This window comes from Actinoplanes sp. NPDC026670, from assembly GCF_040638175.1.
GTDB lineage: Bacteria > Actinomycetota > Actinomycetes > Mycobacteriales > Micromonosporaceae > Actinoplanes.
Window position 1 is genome coordinate 141,766 of the sequence record NZ_JBEZXU010000009.1, and the last position, 16,071, is coordinate 157,836.

The 16,071-nt window shown below is 71.2% G+C and carries 18 protein-coding genes; 8 read left to right on the forward strand and 10 right to left on the reverse strand.

Annotated elements, in window-relative coordinates; genetic code table 11:
• Positions 1 to 4: 4 nt before the first annotated feature.
• Positions 5 to 745 carry a methyltransferase domain-containing protein gene (locus tag AB0E94_RS11760; RefSeq protein WP_360325373.1) on the reverse strand — a complete coding sequence of 247 codons (741 nt, stop codon included), beginning with the start codon at positions 743 to 745 and terminating at the stop codon, positions 5 to 7.
• Between the two features lie 64 nt (positions 746 to 809).
• Between AB0E94_RS11760 and AB0E94_RS11765 the strand changes: the two genes are divergently transcribed.
• Together AB0E94_RS11765 and AB0E94_RS11770 are read left to right on the forward strand one after the other, a co-directional pair.
• Positions 810 to 1,787, forward strand: a complete 978-nt coding sequence (locus tag AB0E94_RS11765) for an aldo/keto reductase (RefSeq protein ID WP_360325375.1) — start codon at positions 810 to 812, stop codon at positions 1,785 to 1,787.
• Positions 1,781 to 2,011 (forward strand): hypothetical protein, encoded by a 231-nt coding sequence (locus AB0E94_RS11770; RefSeq protein ID WP_360325376.1) that lies wholly within the window; start codon positions 1,781 to 1,783, stop codon positions 2,009 to 2,011. Before AB0E94_RS11765 ends, AB0E94_RS11770 begins: the two co-directional genes overlap by 7 nt.
• Before the next feature lie 115 nt (positions 2,012 to 2,126).
• On the opposite strand, the gene AB0E94_RS11775 is transcribed toward AB0E94_RS11770, so the two are convergent.
• The 7 genes from AB0E94_RS11775 to AB0E94_RS11805 form a co-directional block, all read right to left on the reverse strand.
• The gene (locus AB0E94_RS11775; RefSeq protein ID WP_011905669.1) at positions 2,127 to 2,330 is read right to left on the reverse strand and encodes a cold-shock protein; all 204 of its coding nucleotides are present in this window, start codon (positions 2,328 to 2,330) and stop codon (positions 2,127 to 2,129) included.
• A gap of 356 nt (positions 2,331 to 2,686) precedes the next feature.
• Positions 2,687 to 2,959 carry a DUF4235 domain-containing protein gene (locus AB0E94_RS11780; RefSeq protein ID WP_317791175.1) on the reverse strand — a complete coding sequence of 91 codons (273 nt, stop codon included), beginning with the start codon at positions 2,957 to 2,959 and terminating at the stop codon, positions 2,687 to 2,689.
• Positions 2,959 to 3,288, reverse strand: coding sequence for a DUF3618 domain-containing protein (locus AB0E94_RS11785; RefSeq protein WP_360325378.1), 330 nt, complete (start codon positions 3,286 to 3,288; stop codon positions 2,959 to 2,961). Before AB0E94_RS11785 ends, AB0E94_RS11780 begins: the two co-directional genes overlap by 1 nt.
• Positions 3,285 to 3,716, reverse strand: a complete 432-nt coding sequence (locus AB0E94_RS11790) for a phage holin family protein (RefSeq protein ID WP_360325379.1) — start codon at positions 3,714 to 3,716, stop codon at positions 3,285 to 3,287. Before AB0E94_RS11790 ends, AB0E94_RS11785 begins: the two co-directional genes overlap by 4 nt.
• Before the next feature lie 48 nt (positions 3,717 to 3,764).
• Complete coding sequence (locus tag AB0E94_RS11795) at positions 3,765 to 4,934, reverse strand: mechanosensitive ion channel domain-containing protein (RefSeq protein ID WP_360325381.1); 1,170 nt, start codon at positions 4,932 to 4,934, stop codon at positions 3,765 to 3,767.
• Between the two features lie 124 nt (positions 4,935 to 5,058).
• Positions 5,059 to 5,880, reverse strand: coding sequence for a DUF1206 domain-containing protein (locus AB0E94_RS11800; protein WP_360325382.1), 822 nt, complete (start codon positions 5,878 to 5,880; stop codon positions 5,059 to 5,061).
• Positions 5,881 to 5,923: 43 nt separating this feature from the next.
• Positions 5,924 to 6,250 (reverse strand): hypothetical protein, encoded by a 327-nt coding sequence (locus AB0E94_RS11805; RefSeq protein WP_360325383.1) that lies wholly within the window; start codon positions 6,248 to 6,250, stop codon positions 5,924 to 5,926.
• Positions 6,251 to 6,298: 48 nt separating this feature from the next.
• On the opposite strand from AB0E94_RS11805, the gene AB0E94_RS11810 reads away from it, so the two are divergent.
• Positions 6,299 to 6,586, forward strand: coding sequence for a GNAT family N-acetyltransferase (locus tag AB0E94_RS11810; RefSeq protein WP_360325385.1), 288 nt, complete (start codon positions 6,299 to 6,301; stop codon positions 6,584 to 6,586).
• Positions 6,587 to 6,657: 71 nt separating this feature from the next.
• Here AB0E94_RS11810 and AB0E94_RS11815 read toward each other — a convergent pair whose 3' ends face one another.
• Positions 6,658 to 8,226 carry a glycoside hydrolase family 3 protein gene (locus tag AB0E94_RS11815; protein ID WP_360325386.1) on the reverse strand — a complete coding sequence of 523 codons (1,569 nt, stop codon included), beginning with the start codon at positions 8,224 to 8,226 and terminating at the stop codon, positions 6,658 to 6,660.
• 123 nt (positions 8,227 to 8,349) lie between these two features.
• Between AB0E94_RS11815 and AB0E94_RS11820 the strand changes: the two genes are divergently transcribed.
• The 5 genes from AB0E94_RS11820 to AB0E94_RS11840 all read left to right on the forward strand — a co-directional run bounded on the left by AB0E94_RS11820 (position 8,350) and on the right by AB0E94_RS11840 (position 15,276).
• Positions 8,350 to 8,475 (forward strand): hypothetical protein, encoded by a 126-nt coding sequence (locus tag AB0E94_RS11820; protein ID WP_275413259.1) that lies wholly within the window; start codon positions 8,350 to 8,352, stop codon positions 8,473 to 8,475.
• A gap of 68 nt (positions 8,476 to 8,543) precedes the next feature.
• Entirely contained in the window at positions 8,544 to 10,187 is a 1,644-nt protein-coding gene (locus tag AB0E94_RS11825; protein ID WP_360325388.1) for an ATP-dependent DNA helicase RecQ, read from the forward strand.
• Positions 10,188 to 10,261: 74 nt separating this feature from the next.
• On the forward strand, positions 10,262 to 11,416 hold the full coding sequence (locus AB0E94_RS11830) for an LCP family protein (RefSeq protein WP_360325389.1): 1,155 nt from the start codon (positions 10,262 to 10,264) through the stop codon (positions 11,414 to 11,416).
• 90 nt (positions 11,417 to 11,506) lie between these two features.
• Positions 11,507 to 13,288 (forward strand): HSP90 family protein, encoded by a 1,782-nt coding sequence (locus AB0E94_RS11835; RefSeq protein ID WP_360325390.1) that lies wholly within the window; start codon positions 11,507 to 11,509, stop codon positions 13,286 to 13,288.
• Positions 13,285 to 15,276, forward strand: coding sequence for a hypothetical protein (locus AB0E94_RS11840; protein ID WP_360325391.1), 1,992 nt, complete (start codon positions 13,285 to 13,287; stop codon positions 15,274 to 15,276). Before AB0E94_RS11835 ends, AB0E94_RS11840 begins: the two co-directional genes overlap by 4 nt.
• Before the next feature lie 113 nt (positions 15,277 to 15,389).
• Here the strand turns inward: AB0E94_RS11840 and AB0E94_RS11845 are convergent, their stop codons facing one another.
• Entirely contained in the window at positions 15,390 to 16,064 is a 675-nt protein-coding gene (locus AB0E94_RS11845; RefSeq protein WP_360325392.1) for an MBL fold metallo-hydrolase, read from the reverse strand.
• Between the last annotated feature and the right edge of the window lie 7 nt (positions 16,065 to 16,071).

The window sequence follows — 16,071 nt, forward strand, 5'->3', positions numbered from 1 at the left end:
CCCCTCAGATAGTTGCCACCACGAAGATACGGCGGAACGGGAACGCCACGAGACCGTGCCGCACCGGATGGTCCGCGACGATCCGCTCGGCCAGCGCGGCCCGGAAGACCGCCCAGGCGGCGTCGTCGAGGGCCGCGCGGACCGGACGCAGGGCGGTCCCCTCCATCCAGCGCAGCACCGGGTGATCCGGCCCGTCAGCGGGCAGCAGGTGCAGGTAGGTGGTTTCCCAGGCGTCCACGGTCGCGCCGGCCGCGGTGAGGATCCCGGCGTAGCCGGCGGCGTCGGAGACCGGGTCGGCTCGCAGCTCGACCGGGGACAGCTCGCGGGCGGCGCGGTGCCCGGGGCTGTCGAAGTTGCCCGGCACCTGCATCGCGATCCAGGCCCCGGCCGGCAGCTCGCGGGCCCAGCGGGCGAGCATCTCCTGGTGGCCGGGCACCCATTGCAGGGCGGCGTTGGTGACCACGACGTCGACGTCCGGCTCCGGGCGCCAGCCGGCGATGTCACCGAGGCGGAACTCCACCGGGCCGGGGTCGGCGGCGGCCTTTTCGATCATCTCGGCGGACGAGTCGATCCCGGTGATCCGGGCGCCGGGCCAGCGGTCGGCGAGGGTCCGGGTCAGCTCGCCGGGGCCGCAGCCGAGGTCGGTGACGGCCCGCGGCCGCTCCGCGCCGATCCGCGCGACGAGGTCGAGGAACGGGCGGGAGCGTTCGGCGCCGAAGCGGCGGTAGACAGCGGGATCCCACATGACAACCTCCTAAACCGTACGTACGTCTTGTTTAACGCTATCAGCCGGGCGGTAGGGTCACGACGTGGAAAAACGAAGCTTCCGTAGGCTGGGCCGGACCGTCGGCGTCGTGGGGCTCGGCGCCTGGCAGCTCGGGGCCGACTGGGGTCAGGTCAGCGAGGCCGACGCGCACGCCACCCTGCAGGCCGCCGTCGACTCCGGGGTCACCTTCATCGACACCGCCGATGTGTACGGTGACGGCCGCAGTGAGCAGATCATCGGCTCCTTCCTCTCCGGCCACCCGGGCCTGACCGTCTTCACCAAGATGGGCCGCCGGCTCCCCCAGGAGCCCGCCAACTACCACCTGGACAACTTCCGGGCCTGGACCGACCGCTCCCGGGCCAACCTCGGGGTGGACACGCTCGACCTGGTTCAGCTGCACTGCCCGCCCACCCCGGTGTTCAGCTCGGACGAGGTCTACGACGCTCTCGACACCCTGGTCGAGGAGAAGCGCATCGCGGCGTACGGGGTGAGCGTCGAGACGGCCGAGGAGGCGCTGGCCGCCATCGCCCGCCCGGGGGTGGCCAGCGTCCAGATCATCCTCAACGCGTTCCGCCTCAAGCCCCTCGAGCGGGTGCTGCCGGCCGCCGCCGAGGCCGGGGTGGGCATCATCGCCCGGGTCCCGCTCGCCAGCGGCCTGCTCTCCGGGCGCTACGACGAGAGCACCACGTTCGGCGCCGACGACCACCGCAACTACAACCGGCACGGCGAGGCGTTCGACGTCGGCGAGACGTTCTCCGGAGTGGACTTCCGGGTGGGCCTCGAGGCGGTGGGCCGGCTGCGCCCGCTCGTGCCGGCCGGCGCGACGATGGCGCAATTCGCACTCCGCTGGATCATCGATCAGCCGGGTGTCACCGCGGTGATCCCGGGCGCCCGTAACCCGGAACAAGCGCGTGCGAACGCAGCCGCAGCCGATCTTGCGCCACTCTCGCCGGAAACCCGAGAAATGATCACTGCGGTCTACGATGAGTTGATTCGCCCGCAGGTGCACGACAAATGGTGAACAATGAAACCGAGCCGCCGCGGTTGAGAGGCTGGCTCACCATGTCCCTGGGTCTGCTCGCCGTCGTTCTCGGTGGGGTGTGGACGCTTCAGGGTCTGGACTACCTGGGCGACAGCCTGATGAGCGGGCAGAAGGTGTGGGCGGCGGTCGGCGGAGCGCTGATCGTCGTCGGTCTGCTATTGATCATCGTGGGGATGCGGCGGCGCTCCCGCGGGCAGGGCTGAGCCGGTCCCCGCACGAAAGAGGCCCCGCAACCTCGATGAGGGTGCGGGGCCACGGTCGGGCCGACCTCCGCCAGGCGGTCGGCGAACCGGTCTCACGACCGGCTTAGATAAGGTCTCAGAGCGGGCGAACCTGCTCCGCCTGCGGGCCCTTCTGGCCCTGGGCGATCTCGAACTCCACCCGCTGGTTCTCCTCCAGAGTGCGGTAACCGCTCGTCTGGATGGCCGAGAAGTGGACGAACACGTCAGCACCCCCGCCGTCGACGGTGATGAAGCCGAAGCCCTTGTCTGCGTTGAACCACTTCACGGTTCCTTGCGCCATGCTGAACTCTCCTTCTGAAAATGCCGGCCCGCCCAACCGCGGCAGCGCGGGGCCGATGACCGTTTTCGAGCAGCGGTACCGCGAGGCGGCCCTTTCAGAGGACGTCCCATCCACCAGGCCCTTGTGACAGCTGCCGACCCGCCCGGGATGGGGCCGGCGTCCCGCGGGTCCAGCGGAAGCTAGCGAACCACGTACGCAAAAACTGGCCACACTGTACCCGAAAATCGGGCCGTAAAGCTGCCCCTCGAAGGAATCCAATAATGGGTGACCGATATGGAAAAGGCCCCCCACTTCTGCGGAACGAGTCCGCAACGAAGCGAGGGGCCGCCAAGACACTTGTCTATACAGAAGATGATCTAGTCGGGCCAGGTGCCGGTCAGTTTGTGAGTGGTGATCACGCCGCCACGATGGACCGCGGCCTTCACGACAGCGAAGATCGCGCCCTGCAACGCGGCCGCGGTGAGAATCTCGCCCCAGCCCCGATCCGGGTCGCCGGCATCCGGTGCGTCGTCCTCTCCGGCGACCAGCTTCCACACTTCTTTGAAGAGGAAACCGGCGGCCGCGCCGGCCGCGAAACCGAGTGCCACGTTGACCGGCTTCAGTGCGACCTTCGACAGTTTGCCCGCCATCAGCGCCTCCCTCGGACGATCAGGATGATCCCGGCCAGCGCCGCGATCCCGGCGACCAGCAACACGGCCGGCATCGGGTTGGCGCGGACCTGCGACCCGGCCTGATGGGCCAGCTCCCGCGGCGGTGTCTCGCGGATCCGGCCGGTCATCTCGGCGGCCCGGGTCAGCACCCGCTGCTTCGTCTCCTGCACCTGCTCGCGGGCGCGGGCCTTGACGTCCGCCCGCGCGGCCAGCGCCTGCACCGTCTCACCGAGATCAGCGCGGGTCTGCCTGATGTCCTCCCGCAGCGCCACCAGGTCCGGCTTGGCGGATCCGTTCTTGTCACTCATCCCCGGCGCTCCTTGACCGCGTGCTTGACTTCATCGACATCGGCTTTGACGCTCTCGATCGCGGCCACCGGCTCCGGCGGGACCGCCCGGCTCAGCTGGCTCTTGCCGAGCAGCGCGAGCACGCCCGCGACGGCGAAGAGCACGACCGTGACGATCAGAGCGGCCGCCCAGAGCGGCAGCACCAGGTCCAGGGCGATGACCACGGTCGCGATCGCCGCCCCCAGGCCGTACAGCGCCAGCGCGCCGGCGCCGCCGAACAGCCCGGCGCCGATCCCGGCCCGCTTGCCTTTCTCCGCAAGCTCGGCCTTGGCCAGCGTGATCTCGTCCCGGACCAGGCGGCTGAGCTGCTCGCCGGCCTGCTGCACCAGCTCCGCGGTCGACTTCTCGGCAGTCGGCCGGACGGGAACGCCGTTCACGACATCGGCCATCATGTCCCCCTTTCCGTGTGATCGGGGTATGCCCTGATCAGAGGTCCCTCAATCCTTGCTCTCCGGCGCAACCGGGACGGGCCCGCCGAACACCACCCCACGCGCGTCGCCGTCGATCCCGCCGCTGAACACCCGGGCGGCCTCCGAGCCGGCGCCGTCACCGTGCGGCTCGGCCCGCTGCGCCGGCGCGGGCGCGGCCTTCTCCAGCTCGGCGCGCATCCGTGGCACGGCGGCCCGCTGGTGCTGCCAGATCCAGCCGACCAGCCGCTCCCGGACCAGGCACCGCAGGTCCCACAGTGCGGCCGCGTCGTTCGCGCTGACCAGGGCCCGCAGCCGGATCACCCCGTCGGTCGCCCCGGTCACCTGGAGCACGCAGACCTTGCCGTTCCACAGGTCCGACTCCGCACAGACCCGCTGGAGCTCGGCCCGCACCGGCTCGACCGGGGTCGCCCAGTCCACGTCGACCTCGGCCGTCCCGAGCACCGCCGACGACGTACGCGTCCAGTTCTGGAACGGTTTGGTGGTGAAGTAGGACGTGGGCAGGATCAGCCGGCGGTCGTCCCAGATCTGCACCACCACGTAGGTCAGGGTGATCTCCTCGATCCGGCCCCACTCCAGCTCCACCACGACCACGTCGTCGACCCGGATCGCGTCGCTGAAGGCCAGCTGGATCCCGGCGAACACGTTGCCCAGGGTGCTCTGCGCGGCCAGCGCAGCAACCACGCTGATCAGGCCGGCCGACGCGAGCACGCTGGCGCCGAGCGCCCGGATGTCGGGGAACGTCATCAGCATGACGCCGATGGTCAGCACCACGATGGCGGCCACTGTGACCCGGCGCAGCATCACCACCTGGGTCTTGATCCGCCGGCTCTTCAGATTGTCCGGCACGTCGGTGCGCCACTTGGCCAGGGCCATGTCCTCCAGCACCAGCAGGGTGGCGCCGACCAGCCAGGCGGCGGCCGCGATGCAGAGCAGCACCAGGATGTGCACCACGCCGGACCGGCCGGGGAAGTCACCGGCCCAGATCCGGACCGCCTGCTGCACGGTGGTCAGGGTGACCGTCGCCAGGAACGGCTTGTGCATGGTCCGGGCCAGGTCGGCGGCGAGCGGGGACCGGCGGGCGATCCGTTTGACGGTCCAGTGGACGATCTCGACGAACACGATCGCCGCGAGCGCCGCGCCGACGATGGCGAGCGGACCGGTGACAACGCTTGACACTGTGTTTCCTTCCCACGGGCGGTCTACGGCCGGCGTCCAGCCTTGCCCGCGGGAGCGGACGGAAACACCGGCGACGGCGGATGTCGGAGATAGCTCACATCCGCCGCCGCCGGTTCCACCAGTGTCAGATCTTTCGGTACTTGGCCTGCGCCAGGCAGTAGACGCCGAAGGACGCGATGCCGGCGGCGATCAGGACCAGCAGCCAGACACCCCAGGAGTAGCCGGCCAGCGTCTTCAGCGCGGCGTCCAGGCCACGGGCCTTCTCCGGGTCGTAGTTGACGGCGGCGGTCACCACGAGGAGGCCGGCGATCGCGTACGCCACGCCCTTGGCGGTGTAGCCGGCCATGCCCAGGCGGATGATCGGCTGGCGGGTGCCGGCCGGCATCTGGTGGGTGTTCAGGTGCCGGGTGAACTTCTTCTTCCAGCCGTAGTACGCCATCCCGGCGCCGACTCCGAGCACCACCAGGCCGATCAGTCCGACCAGCACCCGGCCGCCCTCGGAGTCCATCAGGCCGGAGGCGCTGCTCGAGTTGCTGTCGCCCATCGAGGAGCCGGAGCCCTGGAGGATCTTGACGGCGTTCCAGGCGAGGTAGCCGTAGAGGACGGTGCGCGCGCCGGAGAGGACCCGCTCGGCCATCGCCCGGCGGTCCTGCGGGCCGCTCTCGCCGATCGCGGCCTCGAAGGCCTGCCAGATCGCCATCGCGATCAGCCCGACGGTGATGACGATCAGGAGCACCTTGCCGAACGGCTGCTGAGCGATGGTCTGGAGGGCTCCGGACTGGTCACTGTCCTGTCCGGAGCCACCCAGGGCCACCTGGAGCGCGATCCAGGCGAAGAGCAGGTGGATGATGCCGTATCCGATGAAGCCGCCCCGAGCGAGAAGCTCCAGGGGCTTGCTCTCGGCGGCCCGTGACGCGGTGTGCTTGACGTTCGAGGCTGCGGTCATACCCCCAATGTGACCAGCGGCGACGATCGTCAAACTTACGGTGTCACCGGGAGACCTCGATCTGGACCGCGTCCTGCGTCACGCTCGACAGCGAGACCTGGAGCCCGCCGACGTCGACGGCCTGCTGGCCCTTGGTCACCTGGATCTGCTCGCCGGCGACGTCGAGGGTCACCGTGTTGTCGTCGGCGGAGACGAACTTGGCCTCCACCCCGAGCACCTCGACCTTGTAGTTGCTCTCCCGCTTGATGGTCACGGTGCACTGGTCGAGCCCACAGCTGACGTCGTCACCGCATCCGGTGAGCAGGCCCAGCCCGAGGACGGCTGAGGCGACGGCGGCGGCGATGCGGCGGCGCGGCATAAAGATCAACACCCTTTCACGGTACGGGGTACGAGCAAACCAAGGCCTAGGGTGACAAGAGTGAGCGAATACCTGGTCCGCGACAACTCCGCCGAGCACCGATTCGAACTCGTCGTCGACGGCGGGGTGGGCGCGCTGGCCACCTACCGTCTGCGCGACGGCGTGGTGAACATCCTGCACACCGAGACCGCGCCGGCGATGCGCGGCCGTGGACTGGCCGGTGAGCTGGCCCGGCAGAGCCTCGACCAGATCCGTGAGCGCGGCGACCGGGTCATCCCGTCCTGCCCGTTCTTCGCCAAGTGGATCGGCGAGCACCCCGACTACCAGGACCTGGTCGCCACCCGCTGAGACGCCGACGTCCCGCCCCCGCTGCGGTCTCGTGGACGCGGCGGGAGCGGGACGGCCCCGGGATGGAAAGGTCAGGCGGCGACGGGCTGTGGCGCCGGCTCCGGGACGTCGACGCCGGCGATGATCTCGGCGGCGGCCCGGCCCAGCGCCCGGGTAGCCCCGTGGGTGGCGATGTGCACCCCGCCGGTGACGGTCACCGGGATGCCCATCTCGACGACGATCGCGTCCGGGCGCGCGGCGAGCACCCCGGCCAGCGTCCGCTCGATCCACGGGTGGCGGTGCACGTCCCGGACCACCAGGACCAGCGGCCGCTCCCCGGCCCCGGCCAGCACCGGCGCCGACGGGTCGGCCAGCGACTCCAGGTCCCCGGCCTCGAACCGGACCGCGGTGGTCCCGGGCAGCAGCTCGGCCAGCGGATCGCCGACCCCCCACGGGGTCTCGCTGCCGATCGCGATGTTGCGCGGCGGCGCGAACTCGACCACGTGCGGGACGGCGGTCACCGGCAGGGCCGGGCCGTCGGCGGCGCTGGTGACCCGGACCGCCCGGCGCGCGGCGGCGAACCCGACGGTCGAGCCGAGCACCGCGACCCCGGCGCCGGCCGCGGCGTCGGCGACCGCGCGGGCACCGGTGGCGACCTGGGTACGGGTGGTCCAGGCGGCCAGCCGGCGGACCCGGGCGACGGCGTCGCGCAGCCGTTCCTCGGGGATCTCCCCGGAGCGGACGGCGGCGACGATCGCGTCCCGCAGCCGGATCGCGGTCTGCTCGTCGGCGTGGTCGCCGCCCACGCAGATGGCGTCCACCCCGGCGGCGATCGCCCGGACGGTGGCGCCCTCCAGGCCGTAGCGGCGGCGCACGCCCTGCATCTCGATGCCGTCGGTGACGATCAGGCCGTCGAAGCCCAGCTCCTCGCGGAGCAGCCCGGTCAGGATGCGCGGGCTGAGCGTGGCCGGCAGGTCCGGGTCGTAGGCCGGGACCAGCAGGTGGCCGGTCATCACGGACTGGGCGCCGGCCGCGATCGCCGCCCGGAACGGGACCAGCTCGCACTCGGCCAGCTCGGCCTCGGTGCGGGCGATCACCGGCACGTCGTGGTGCGAGTCGACGGCGGTGTCGCCGTGACCGGGGAAGTGCTTGGCGCAGCCGGCCACCCCGGCGGACTGGAGCCCGCGGATGAAGGCCGACGTGTGGCGGGCCACCAGATGCGGCTCGGCGCCGAATGCCCGTACGCCGATGACCGGATTCTTGGGGTTGCTGTTGACGTCGGCGTCCGGTGCGTAGTCGAGCGTGATGCCGGCATCGGCCAGCTCCCGGCCCAGATCGCGGGCGACCAGCTCGGTCAGCTCGGCGTCGTCGACCGCGCCGAGGGCCAGGTTGCCCGGACGGGAGCTGCCCTGCCGGGACTCGAACCGGGTGACGTCACCGGCCTCCTCGTCGATGGCAACGATCACATCGGGGTTCTCCGAGCGGAGCTGCGCGGTGAGCGCGGCCACCTGTGCGGGTGACTCCACGTTGCGGGCGAAGAGGGCCACCCCGCCGAGCCCGGCGCCGAGCCAGCGGCGGACCCAGTCCGGTGCGGTCGTGCCCACGAAGCCCGGTTGCAGTACCGCAGCTGCCAGTTCCGGCAATTCGCCGTGAATGGACATGAGCCCCCGTACCTCCGATGCGTTCGGCTCCCCCGTTACGGGGACCTATGTTCACACCCCCCGCAGACTTTAGTCAACAAACCTTTCTATTTGCTGTGGCATCCCGATCGCTAGGATGTGCACGTGCTCACTCCACTCGCCGCAACCGGGGTCGACTGGTCCGAGGTGCACGCCGTGCGGCTCCTCGGCATCGCCCTCGCCGTGCTCTTCCTGCTCTGGGCGATCCGTCGCATGTTCGGCGGCAAATAGGGGTAACGGGGCCGCCATGCGTTCGCATGACTCCAGCCCGCCCCCGAAGATCGGATAGCCTCCCCTCGATGAAACTGCCGATCTACGGCCCGCGCCTGCGCCGGGTCGCCCGCAACCAGTTCGGCTGGCGCACGCTGCGGCCCGGCCAGTTCAAGCCGATGCGTGCCGTGCTGCGCCGCAAGGACGCCCTGGTGGTGCTGCCGACCGGCGCCGGGAAGTCGGCGATCTACCAGATCCCGGCGGTGCTGCTGCCCGGCCCGACCGTGGTCATCTCGCCGCTGCTCGCCCTCCAGCAGGACCAGATCGCCGCCCTCAACGACCGCGGCGACGCGAAACTGCGCGCGGTCCGGGTCAGCTCGCAGGAGACGCCGAAGGAGCAGCGCGAGGCGATCGAGGCGGTCCGCCGCGGCGAGGCCGAGTTCCTGTTCATCACCCCGGAGCAGCTCAGCAACCCGGAGCGGCAGGCCGAGGTGCGGGCGCTCAAACCGGGCCTGGTCGCGGTCGACGAGGCGCACTGCATCTCCGCCTGGGGGCACGACTTCCGCCCCGACTACCTCGCCCTCGGCGACATGATCAAGCAGATCGGGCGGCCGCCGATCCTGGCGCTCACCGCCACCGCGTCACCGCCGGTCCGTGAGGACATCATCGCCCGGCTGCGCCTGAAGAAGCCGGAGATCCACGTCTCCGGGCTGGACCGGCGCAACCTGTTCCTCGAGGTGGCGTACTGCCCCGACGACAACTACCGGTGGCGCAAGCTGACCACGATGCTCGACGAGGAGCAGCGGCCCGGCATCATCTACGTCGCCACCCGCCGCGCCGCCGAGGAGCTCGCCGAACGCCTCACCTCGTCCGGGTACCCGGCCGCCTACTACCACGGCGGGATGGCCGCCGGCCTGCGCGAGCAGCGCCACGAGGACTTCCAGGACGACAAGGTCGACATCATGGTGGCCACGTCGGCGTTCGGCATGGGCATCGACAAGCCGAACATCCGCTGGGTCGCGCACGTCGCCCTGCCGGACTCCCCGGACAGCTACTTCCAGGAGATCGGGCGGGCCGGCCGGGACGGCGCACCGGCCCGTGCCCTGCTGCTGTGGCGCTCCGAGGACGAGGCCATCCAGCGGTTCTTCCAGGGCGGTTCCCCCGACCTCGACGAGCTGCGTGACCTGGCCGGCGAGCTGCACAAGGGGCCAGCCTCCAAGACCGCACTGCAGAAGGCCACCGGGCTCGGGCCGCGCAAGCTCGGGCAGTACCTCAACCTGCTGGAACAGGCCGGCGCGGTGACGGCCGGATCCGGGCACAAGCTGACCGTCCCGGCCCGCGCGCCCCTCCCGGCCGCGGCGGCCGAGGCGGCCTGCGCGGAGTACGAACGCCAGCAGGTGGTGATGCGGTCCCGGACCGACATGATGCGCGGGTTCGCCCAGTCCCGGCAGTGCCGCACCGAGACACTGCTGGCGTACTTCGGCGAGGACCTGAAGAAGCCGTGTGGCCACTGTGACAACTGCGCCGACGGCACCGCCCACGAGATCGCCGCCGCCGAGCCGGACGGCCCGTTCCCGGTGCACGCGCGCGTCGAACACGGCGAGTGGGGCGGCGGAATGGTGATGAACTACGAGGGGGACCGGATGACCGTCCTCTTCGACTCGGTCGGCTACAAGACCCTGTCGGTGCCGGTCGTCGTCGAACAGAACCTGCTGGCCCGAGAGTCCGCCTGACTCCTTCCGGAAGCGCTCCCAGCGGGTTGCACGGATGTGCCATCATGCGCACGTTGCCGTACGGGGGAGGCGGAATGGCGGCGGAAGCCAAGCGACGATCGCCGCTGTGGGCGCGGATCTGCGTGGGCGTGGGCGCCGTGGTGCTGCTGGCCGGCGGTGGGACGCTCGTCGCCGGCCAGGCGCTGGTCGCCAAGTACACCGACGCGATCACCGACGAGAGCCTGCTCGCGCCGATCGCCGGGAAACCCGCCGAGGCCGCCGCGCCGCCGGAGCCCGAGTCCGACATCGACGGCGCGGTCAACATCCTGCTCGTCGGCATCGACCCGCGCGACGACCACACCGCGCCGCTGGCCGACTCGATCGTGATCGCGCACATCCCGGCCGACCGGCACAGCGCGTACCTCTTCTCCATCCCCCGCGACCTGCGGGTCGACATCCCCGCCTTCGAGCCCTCCGGCACCGGGGCGGACCGCACGAAGATCAACGCCGCGATGGCGTACGGCAGCCGGCTCGGCGACAACAAGTACAGCGCCGCCCAGGGCTTCCAGCTGCTCGCCGCGACCGTCGGCAACGTCACCGGCATCAAGAAGTTCGACGCCGGGGCGATCGTCAACTTCGGCGGCTTCAAGAAGATCGTCGAGGCGATGGGCGGCGTCGAGATGGTCATCGACATGGACGTCAAGTCCGAGCATCTCGGGCCGGACGGCAAGACCCGCGAACGCATCTACCGCTGCCGCAACGACCACACGTCGTCCAGCTGCGCGCACCCGTACACCGGGCCGCAGAAGCAGTACAAGAAGAGCGACAAACCGGTGCGGCTACAGGCCTGGGAGGCGCTCGACTACGTCCGCCAGCGGTACGGCGACGACATGACCGACTACGACCGGCAGCGGCACCAGCAGCAGTTCATCAAGGCGATGGCGAAGCAGGCGATGAGCCGGGACGTCGTCACCGACCCCAAGAAACTGCTCGCCGTCATGGACGCCGCCGGCGGCTCGCTCACCTTCGACGGCCGCGGCCACTCCATCCTGGACTGGGCGGTGGAGATGAAGGACCTGAACGTCGACGACATGGTCACCGTGAAACTGCCCGGCGAGGGGGTGTACGACGGCGGCTACCTCGGCGAACGGTTCCAGGACGGCGTCGACGACTTCTTCCGGGCGGTGGCCGAGAACCGGGTGCCGGCGTTCCTGATGGACCACCCGACGTTCATCAACGAGACGAACTGACCACCCCCACGGCCTCCGGCGGCCGGAAATACGGCCGCGGAATGTCGTACCCGATGGATAGCATCCGGGTCCGATGAGACGGGGGTACGGGTGAGTTTCACGTTCCGGGTCGACCTGCGTGGTGTGGTGGATCTTCTCAGTCACCACCTCTACGCGACGCCGCGTGTCTACGTGCGGGAGTTGCTACAGAACGCCGTCGACGCGATCACCGCGCGGCGGCTGGCCGATCCGTCGGCGGCCGGGGAGATCCGGTTCGAGCCGTCCGGGCCGGGCGGTGACGGTCTGCTGCGGGTGCACGACACCGGCATCGGCCTCACCGAGTCGCAGGTGCACGAGCTGCTGGCGACGATCGGGCGCAGCTCCAAGCGTGACGATCTCGGGTTCGCCCGGCACGAGTTCCTCGGCCAGTTCGGCATCGGGCTGCTGTCCTGCTTCATGGTGGCCGACGAGATCCGGGTGGTGACCCGCTGCGGCGACCATCCGACCGTGTCCTGGACCGGGCACAGCGACGGGCGCTATTCGGTGGAGCTGCCGGCCGAGCAGCGGGCCGGGGCGGGCACCACGGTCACCCTGGTCCCGCGCCGGGGTGAGGAGCACTGGCTCAGCGGCGAGACGGTTCGTGAGCTGGCCGGGTTCTACGGTTCGATGCTGCCGATCGGGGTGCGGGTCGGCGACGACGAGGTGACCGCCGGGCTCGCTCCGTGGGACACCGGGGCCGGTGAGTCCGCTCAGCAGCGGCGGGCGCGCCTCTTCTCGTACGCGGAGGAGGTCTTCGGTTTTGTGCCCTTCGACGTCGTCGATCTCGCCGCGCCGGAGGGTGGCGTCCGCGGTGTCGCGTTCGTGCTGCCGGCGCCGGCCAATCCGGCGGTCCGGGTCGCCCACCGGGTCTACCTGAAACAGATGCTGCTCTCCGAGAGCGTGGAGGGGCTGCTGCCACCGTGGGCGTTCTTCGTGCGGTGTGTGGTCGACACGACCGAGCTGCGGCCGACGGCGAGCCGCGAGGCGCTCTACGACGACGGGCTGCTGGCGCAGGTGCGCGACACGCTCGGTGACGGTCTGCGCGGCTGGCTGGCCAGGCTCGGGACGAGCGGCCCGGAGCGGCTGCGCGCGTTCCTCGCGATCCACCATCTCGGGGTGAAAGCGCTGGCCGTGCACGACGACGAGATGCTGCGGCTGGTGCATCAGTGGTGGCCGTTCGAGACCAATGTCGGGCCGCTGACGCTCGCCGAGTTCCAGGACCGGTATGGCGTGGTTCGCTACACCGCGTCACTGGACGAGTTCCGGCAGATGGCCCCGGTCGCCGCCGCGCAGCGGATCCCGCTGATCAACGCCGGGTATGTGTACGACACCGAGCTGCTGTCCCGGCTCTCCGCCGCCGTCGACACGGCGGTCGAGGTGCTCTCCCCGGCCGACCTGACGTTGCGGCTCGACCACCTCGACCCGGCCGACGCCGAGACGGTGCGCCCGTTCACCGCGCTCGCCCAGCGGATCCTCGACCGGCAGGGGGTCGAGGTGACGGTTCGCGCGTTCGACCCGCCGAGCCTGCCCGCGCTGTACCTTCTGGACGGTGACGCCGCGTTCCAGGGCGACATGCTGCGCGCCCGGGAGTCGGCCGACGAGTTGTGGGGTTCGCTGCTCGACGTGTTCACCACGGGTGCGGAGAGCCGCTCCCAGCTGGTCTTCAACCACCGTAATCCGCTGGCCCGGCAGGCGATGAGCACCGGCGACGAGGAGCTCACCCGGTTCGCGGTCGAGGGCCTGTTCACGCAGGCGCTGCTGCTGGCCCGGCAGCCGATGACCCCGGCCGCGACCGCGGCGTACAACCAGTCGTTCCTGGGTCTGCTGTCACGCGCGATGGGGGCGCCGCGATGACCGTCGCCGAGTCCGAGCTGGAGCAGATGCTGCGCGAGGCCCGCCGCCTCAACGCCGGGCCGGCCAAGTGGTCCGCGCTGGACAGTGTGTTCCGGCACGCGGACGCCGCCGGGCTGACCGAGTTCGGCTATCGCGCCCGGATGGGCTCGCTCGACGAGCTGTGGCAGGGCGGCGAGCTCACCCGGTCGTTCCTCGCCTTCACCCACTGTCTGTCCGTCTTCGACAACCGGCCCGACCTGGTCCGGCCGGGCGACGAGCACCACCTGCTGTGGGAGTTCAAGGCGGTGGCGGCGGGGATGCCGTCATTCCCCGAGGTGCCGCTCGATCGCGCCCGGCGGCTGCTCGACGAGATGGAGCGGCGCTACCTGGCCGGCGGGCACAGCCTGCACGCCGTCCACCAGCGGCGGGCCGTGGTCGCGCACCATCTCGGCGAGCTCGACGAGGCGGCCGGGTGGTTCGACCGGATGGCCACCGCCAAACGGGACAGCCTGTCCGACTGCGCCGGCTGCGTGCCCAACCGGGTGATCACCTTCCTGACCACCCGCGGCGACTACGAGGAGGCGGTGCGGATCGGCGCGCCCCTGAGCAGCCGACAGACCTGCGGTGCCCAGCCGTCGCTGATCCAGGGCAACCTGCTGCTGCCGTACCTGCGGACCGGGCGGTTCGCCGAGGCGGTGGCGGCGCACCGGTCGGCGTACCCGAAATTGCGCGAGCGCCGGATCCGTCTCTCCCAGGTCGGCCTGCACCTGCAATTCTGCGGCCTCACCGGAAACACCGACCGCGGCCTCGCCCTCCTCGACCACCATCTGCCGTGGCTGGACCGGCCGTCGTCGCCGGCCGACGCGATGACTTTCGCGATCGGCGCCGTGATCGTGCTGCGCCGCCTCGTCGAGTCCAGCCGGGCCGATCATCAGATCCGGCGGCGCACCGACAGCGGCGACCGGCAGTGGACCGCCACGATCCAGGAGACCCACGACGAGATGCTGGCGCTGGCCCGGCGGCACGCGGAGGCGTTCGACAGGCGTAACGGCAACACGTATCAGAGCAGTGAGGTGGAGGCCCGGATCGCCGCCGACCCGGTGACCGGATCACTGCCGCTCACCGTGTTCACCGGCCGCCCGATCGCCGAGCATCCGGGCCGCGCCGATGTCGACGCCCTGGTCCGGGCGATCGCCGAGCGGACCGCCGCCCGCGACCACGCCGGAGCGGCCCGGCTGCGCCTGGAGGTGGCCCGGCGGCTCCGCGCCGGCCAGCAGTGGGAGGACGCCACCGAGTCCGCCGAGGAGGCCCTGCGCAGCCTTGACCGGGCCGGGCTCGCCGACGAGTCGTTGGCCGCCCGCTGGCTGCTCGTCGAGCTGTACCAGCGCGGGCACGGCCACCGGCCGGAGATCCGCGCCCTGCTGGAGGAACTGCTGGCCGCTCCGCACCGGCCCGAGCCGGTGCCGTCCCGGGCCGTGCTGCTGGAGAAACTGGCCCGCGACCCGGGCGACGTGCACGACCGGGTCGGCCTGCTGCTGGAGGCGGCCGACCTGTACCGGGAATCCGGTGACACGGCTGCCGAGACCCGCCTGCTGCTCGACGCGGTGAGCTGGGTGACCGACGTGCCGGACAACGCGGCGGAGCTGGTGTCCCGAGTGGACGCTCTCGTCGGTGAGGAGGTGCCGCCGTCCCTGCGGGCCGAGCTGTGCCGGCTGGAAGCCGGGATCGGCCGGCGGGAGCAGGCTCTGGAACGGGCCCGGCGCGACCCCGCCGACGACGGCGCGTTGCGGATCCGGGAGGCGTTCCTGCTGCTGGAGCTGGGCCGGGAGGCGGAGGCCGAGGCGATGGCCCGGCCCTGGGCGGACGACGAGGACGACGACTGGTTCTGGGAGGCCTGCGTCATCGTCGTCCGCAGCCTCCAGGCCCGCGACCGGGCGGCCGACGCGCTGGAGTTCCTGGCCGGCCACGGTCTCGACCTCGACGACCTGGAGGACGTCCACCTGGACTGACCCACCCGTCGGCCGCCCCCGGCGTCGGCCCGCGACGCCGCGCGCTTTTTCGGCGTCGTCTGTCCGAGAGTGTCGCCTGTCCGGGAATGTCGCCTGTCCGGGAGTGGTGGGAGTCAGCCGGCGACGGCCTTGCGGAAGGCTTCGACGGCCAGGCCGGAGACTGCCTTGCCGTGGCCGAAGACGGCGTGGTCGAACTCCAGCTCGGCCAGGCGGGCCAGGCTCTCGCCGGCGCGGACCGGGTCGGCCGTCACCGCCCGGGGCGGGGCGGACACCCGGCCCCGGCGGCAGCCCGCCGCGTCCCCGGCGAACAGCACACCACCGGCCCGATCCAGCAGGAACGAGACGTGCCCCCGGGTGTGGCCCGGGGTGTGCAGGGCGGTGAAGCCGGGCAACGGTTCGGAGCCGTCGGCGGTGATCAGCTGGTCGACCTTCGTCGGCTGGACCGTGCCGACCAGGCGGCTGACCATCTTGCCCAGGAAGCCGGCCGGCTGCGCGGGCGGAATGTGGCCGCCGATCCACGGAACCTCGGCGGCGTGCGCGATCACCCGGGCGCCGGTCTTCTCCCGCAGCGCGGCGAGGCTGCCGACGTGGTCCGGGTGGTGGTGGGTGACCAGGATGGCGGTCACCTCGCCGAGCGAACGCCGGATGCCGCGCAGGCCGCGTTCGATCAACGGCGAGCGGCCGGGCAGACCGGTGTCGACCAGGACCACACCGTCGTCGGTGACGACCAGGTGCACGTTGACATAACCCATGTGGAGTTCGAAGACCCCGTCGACCACCTCTCGCACGACCAAG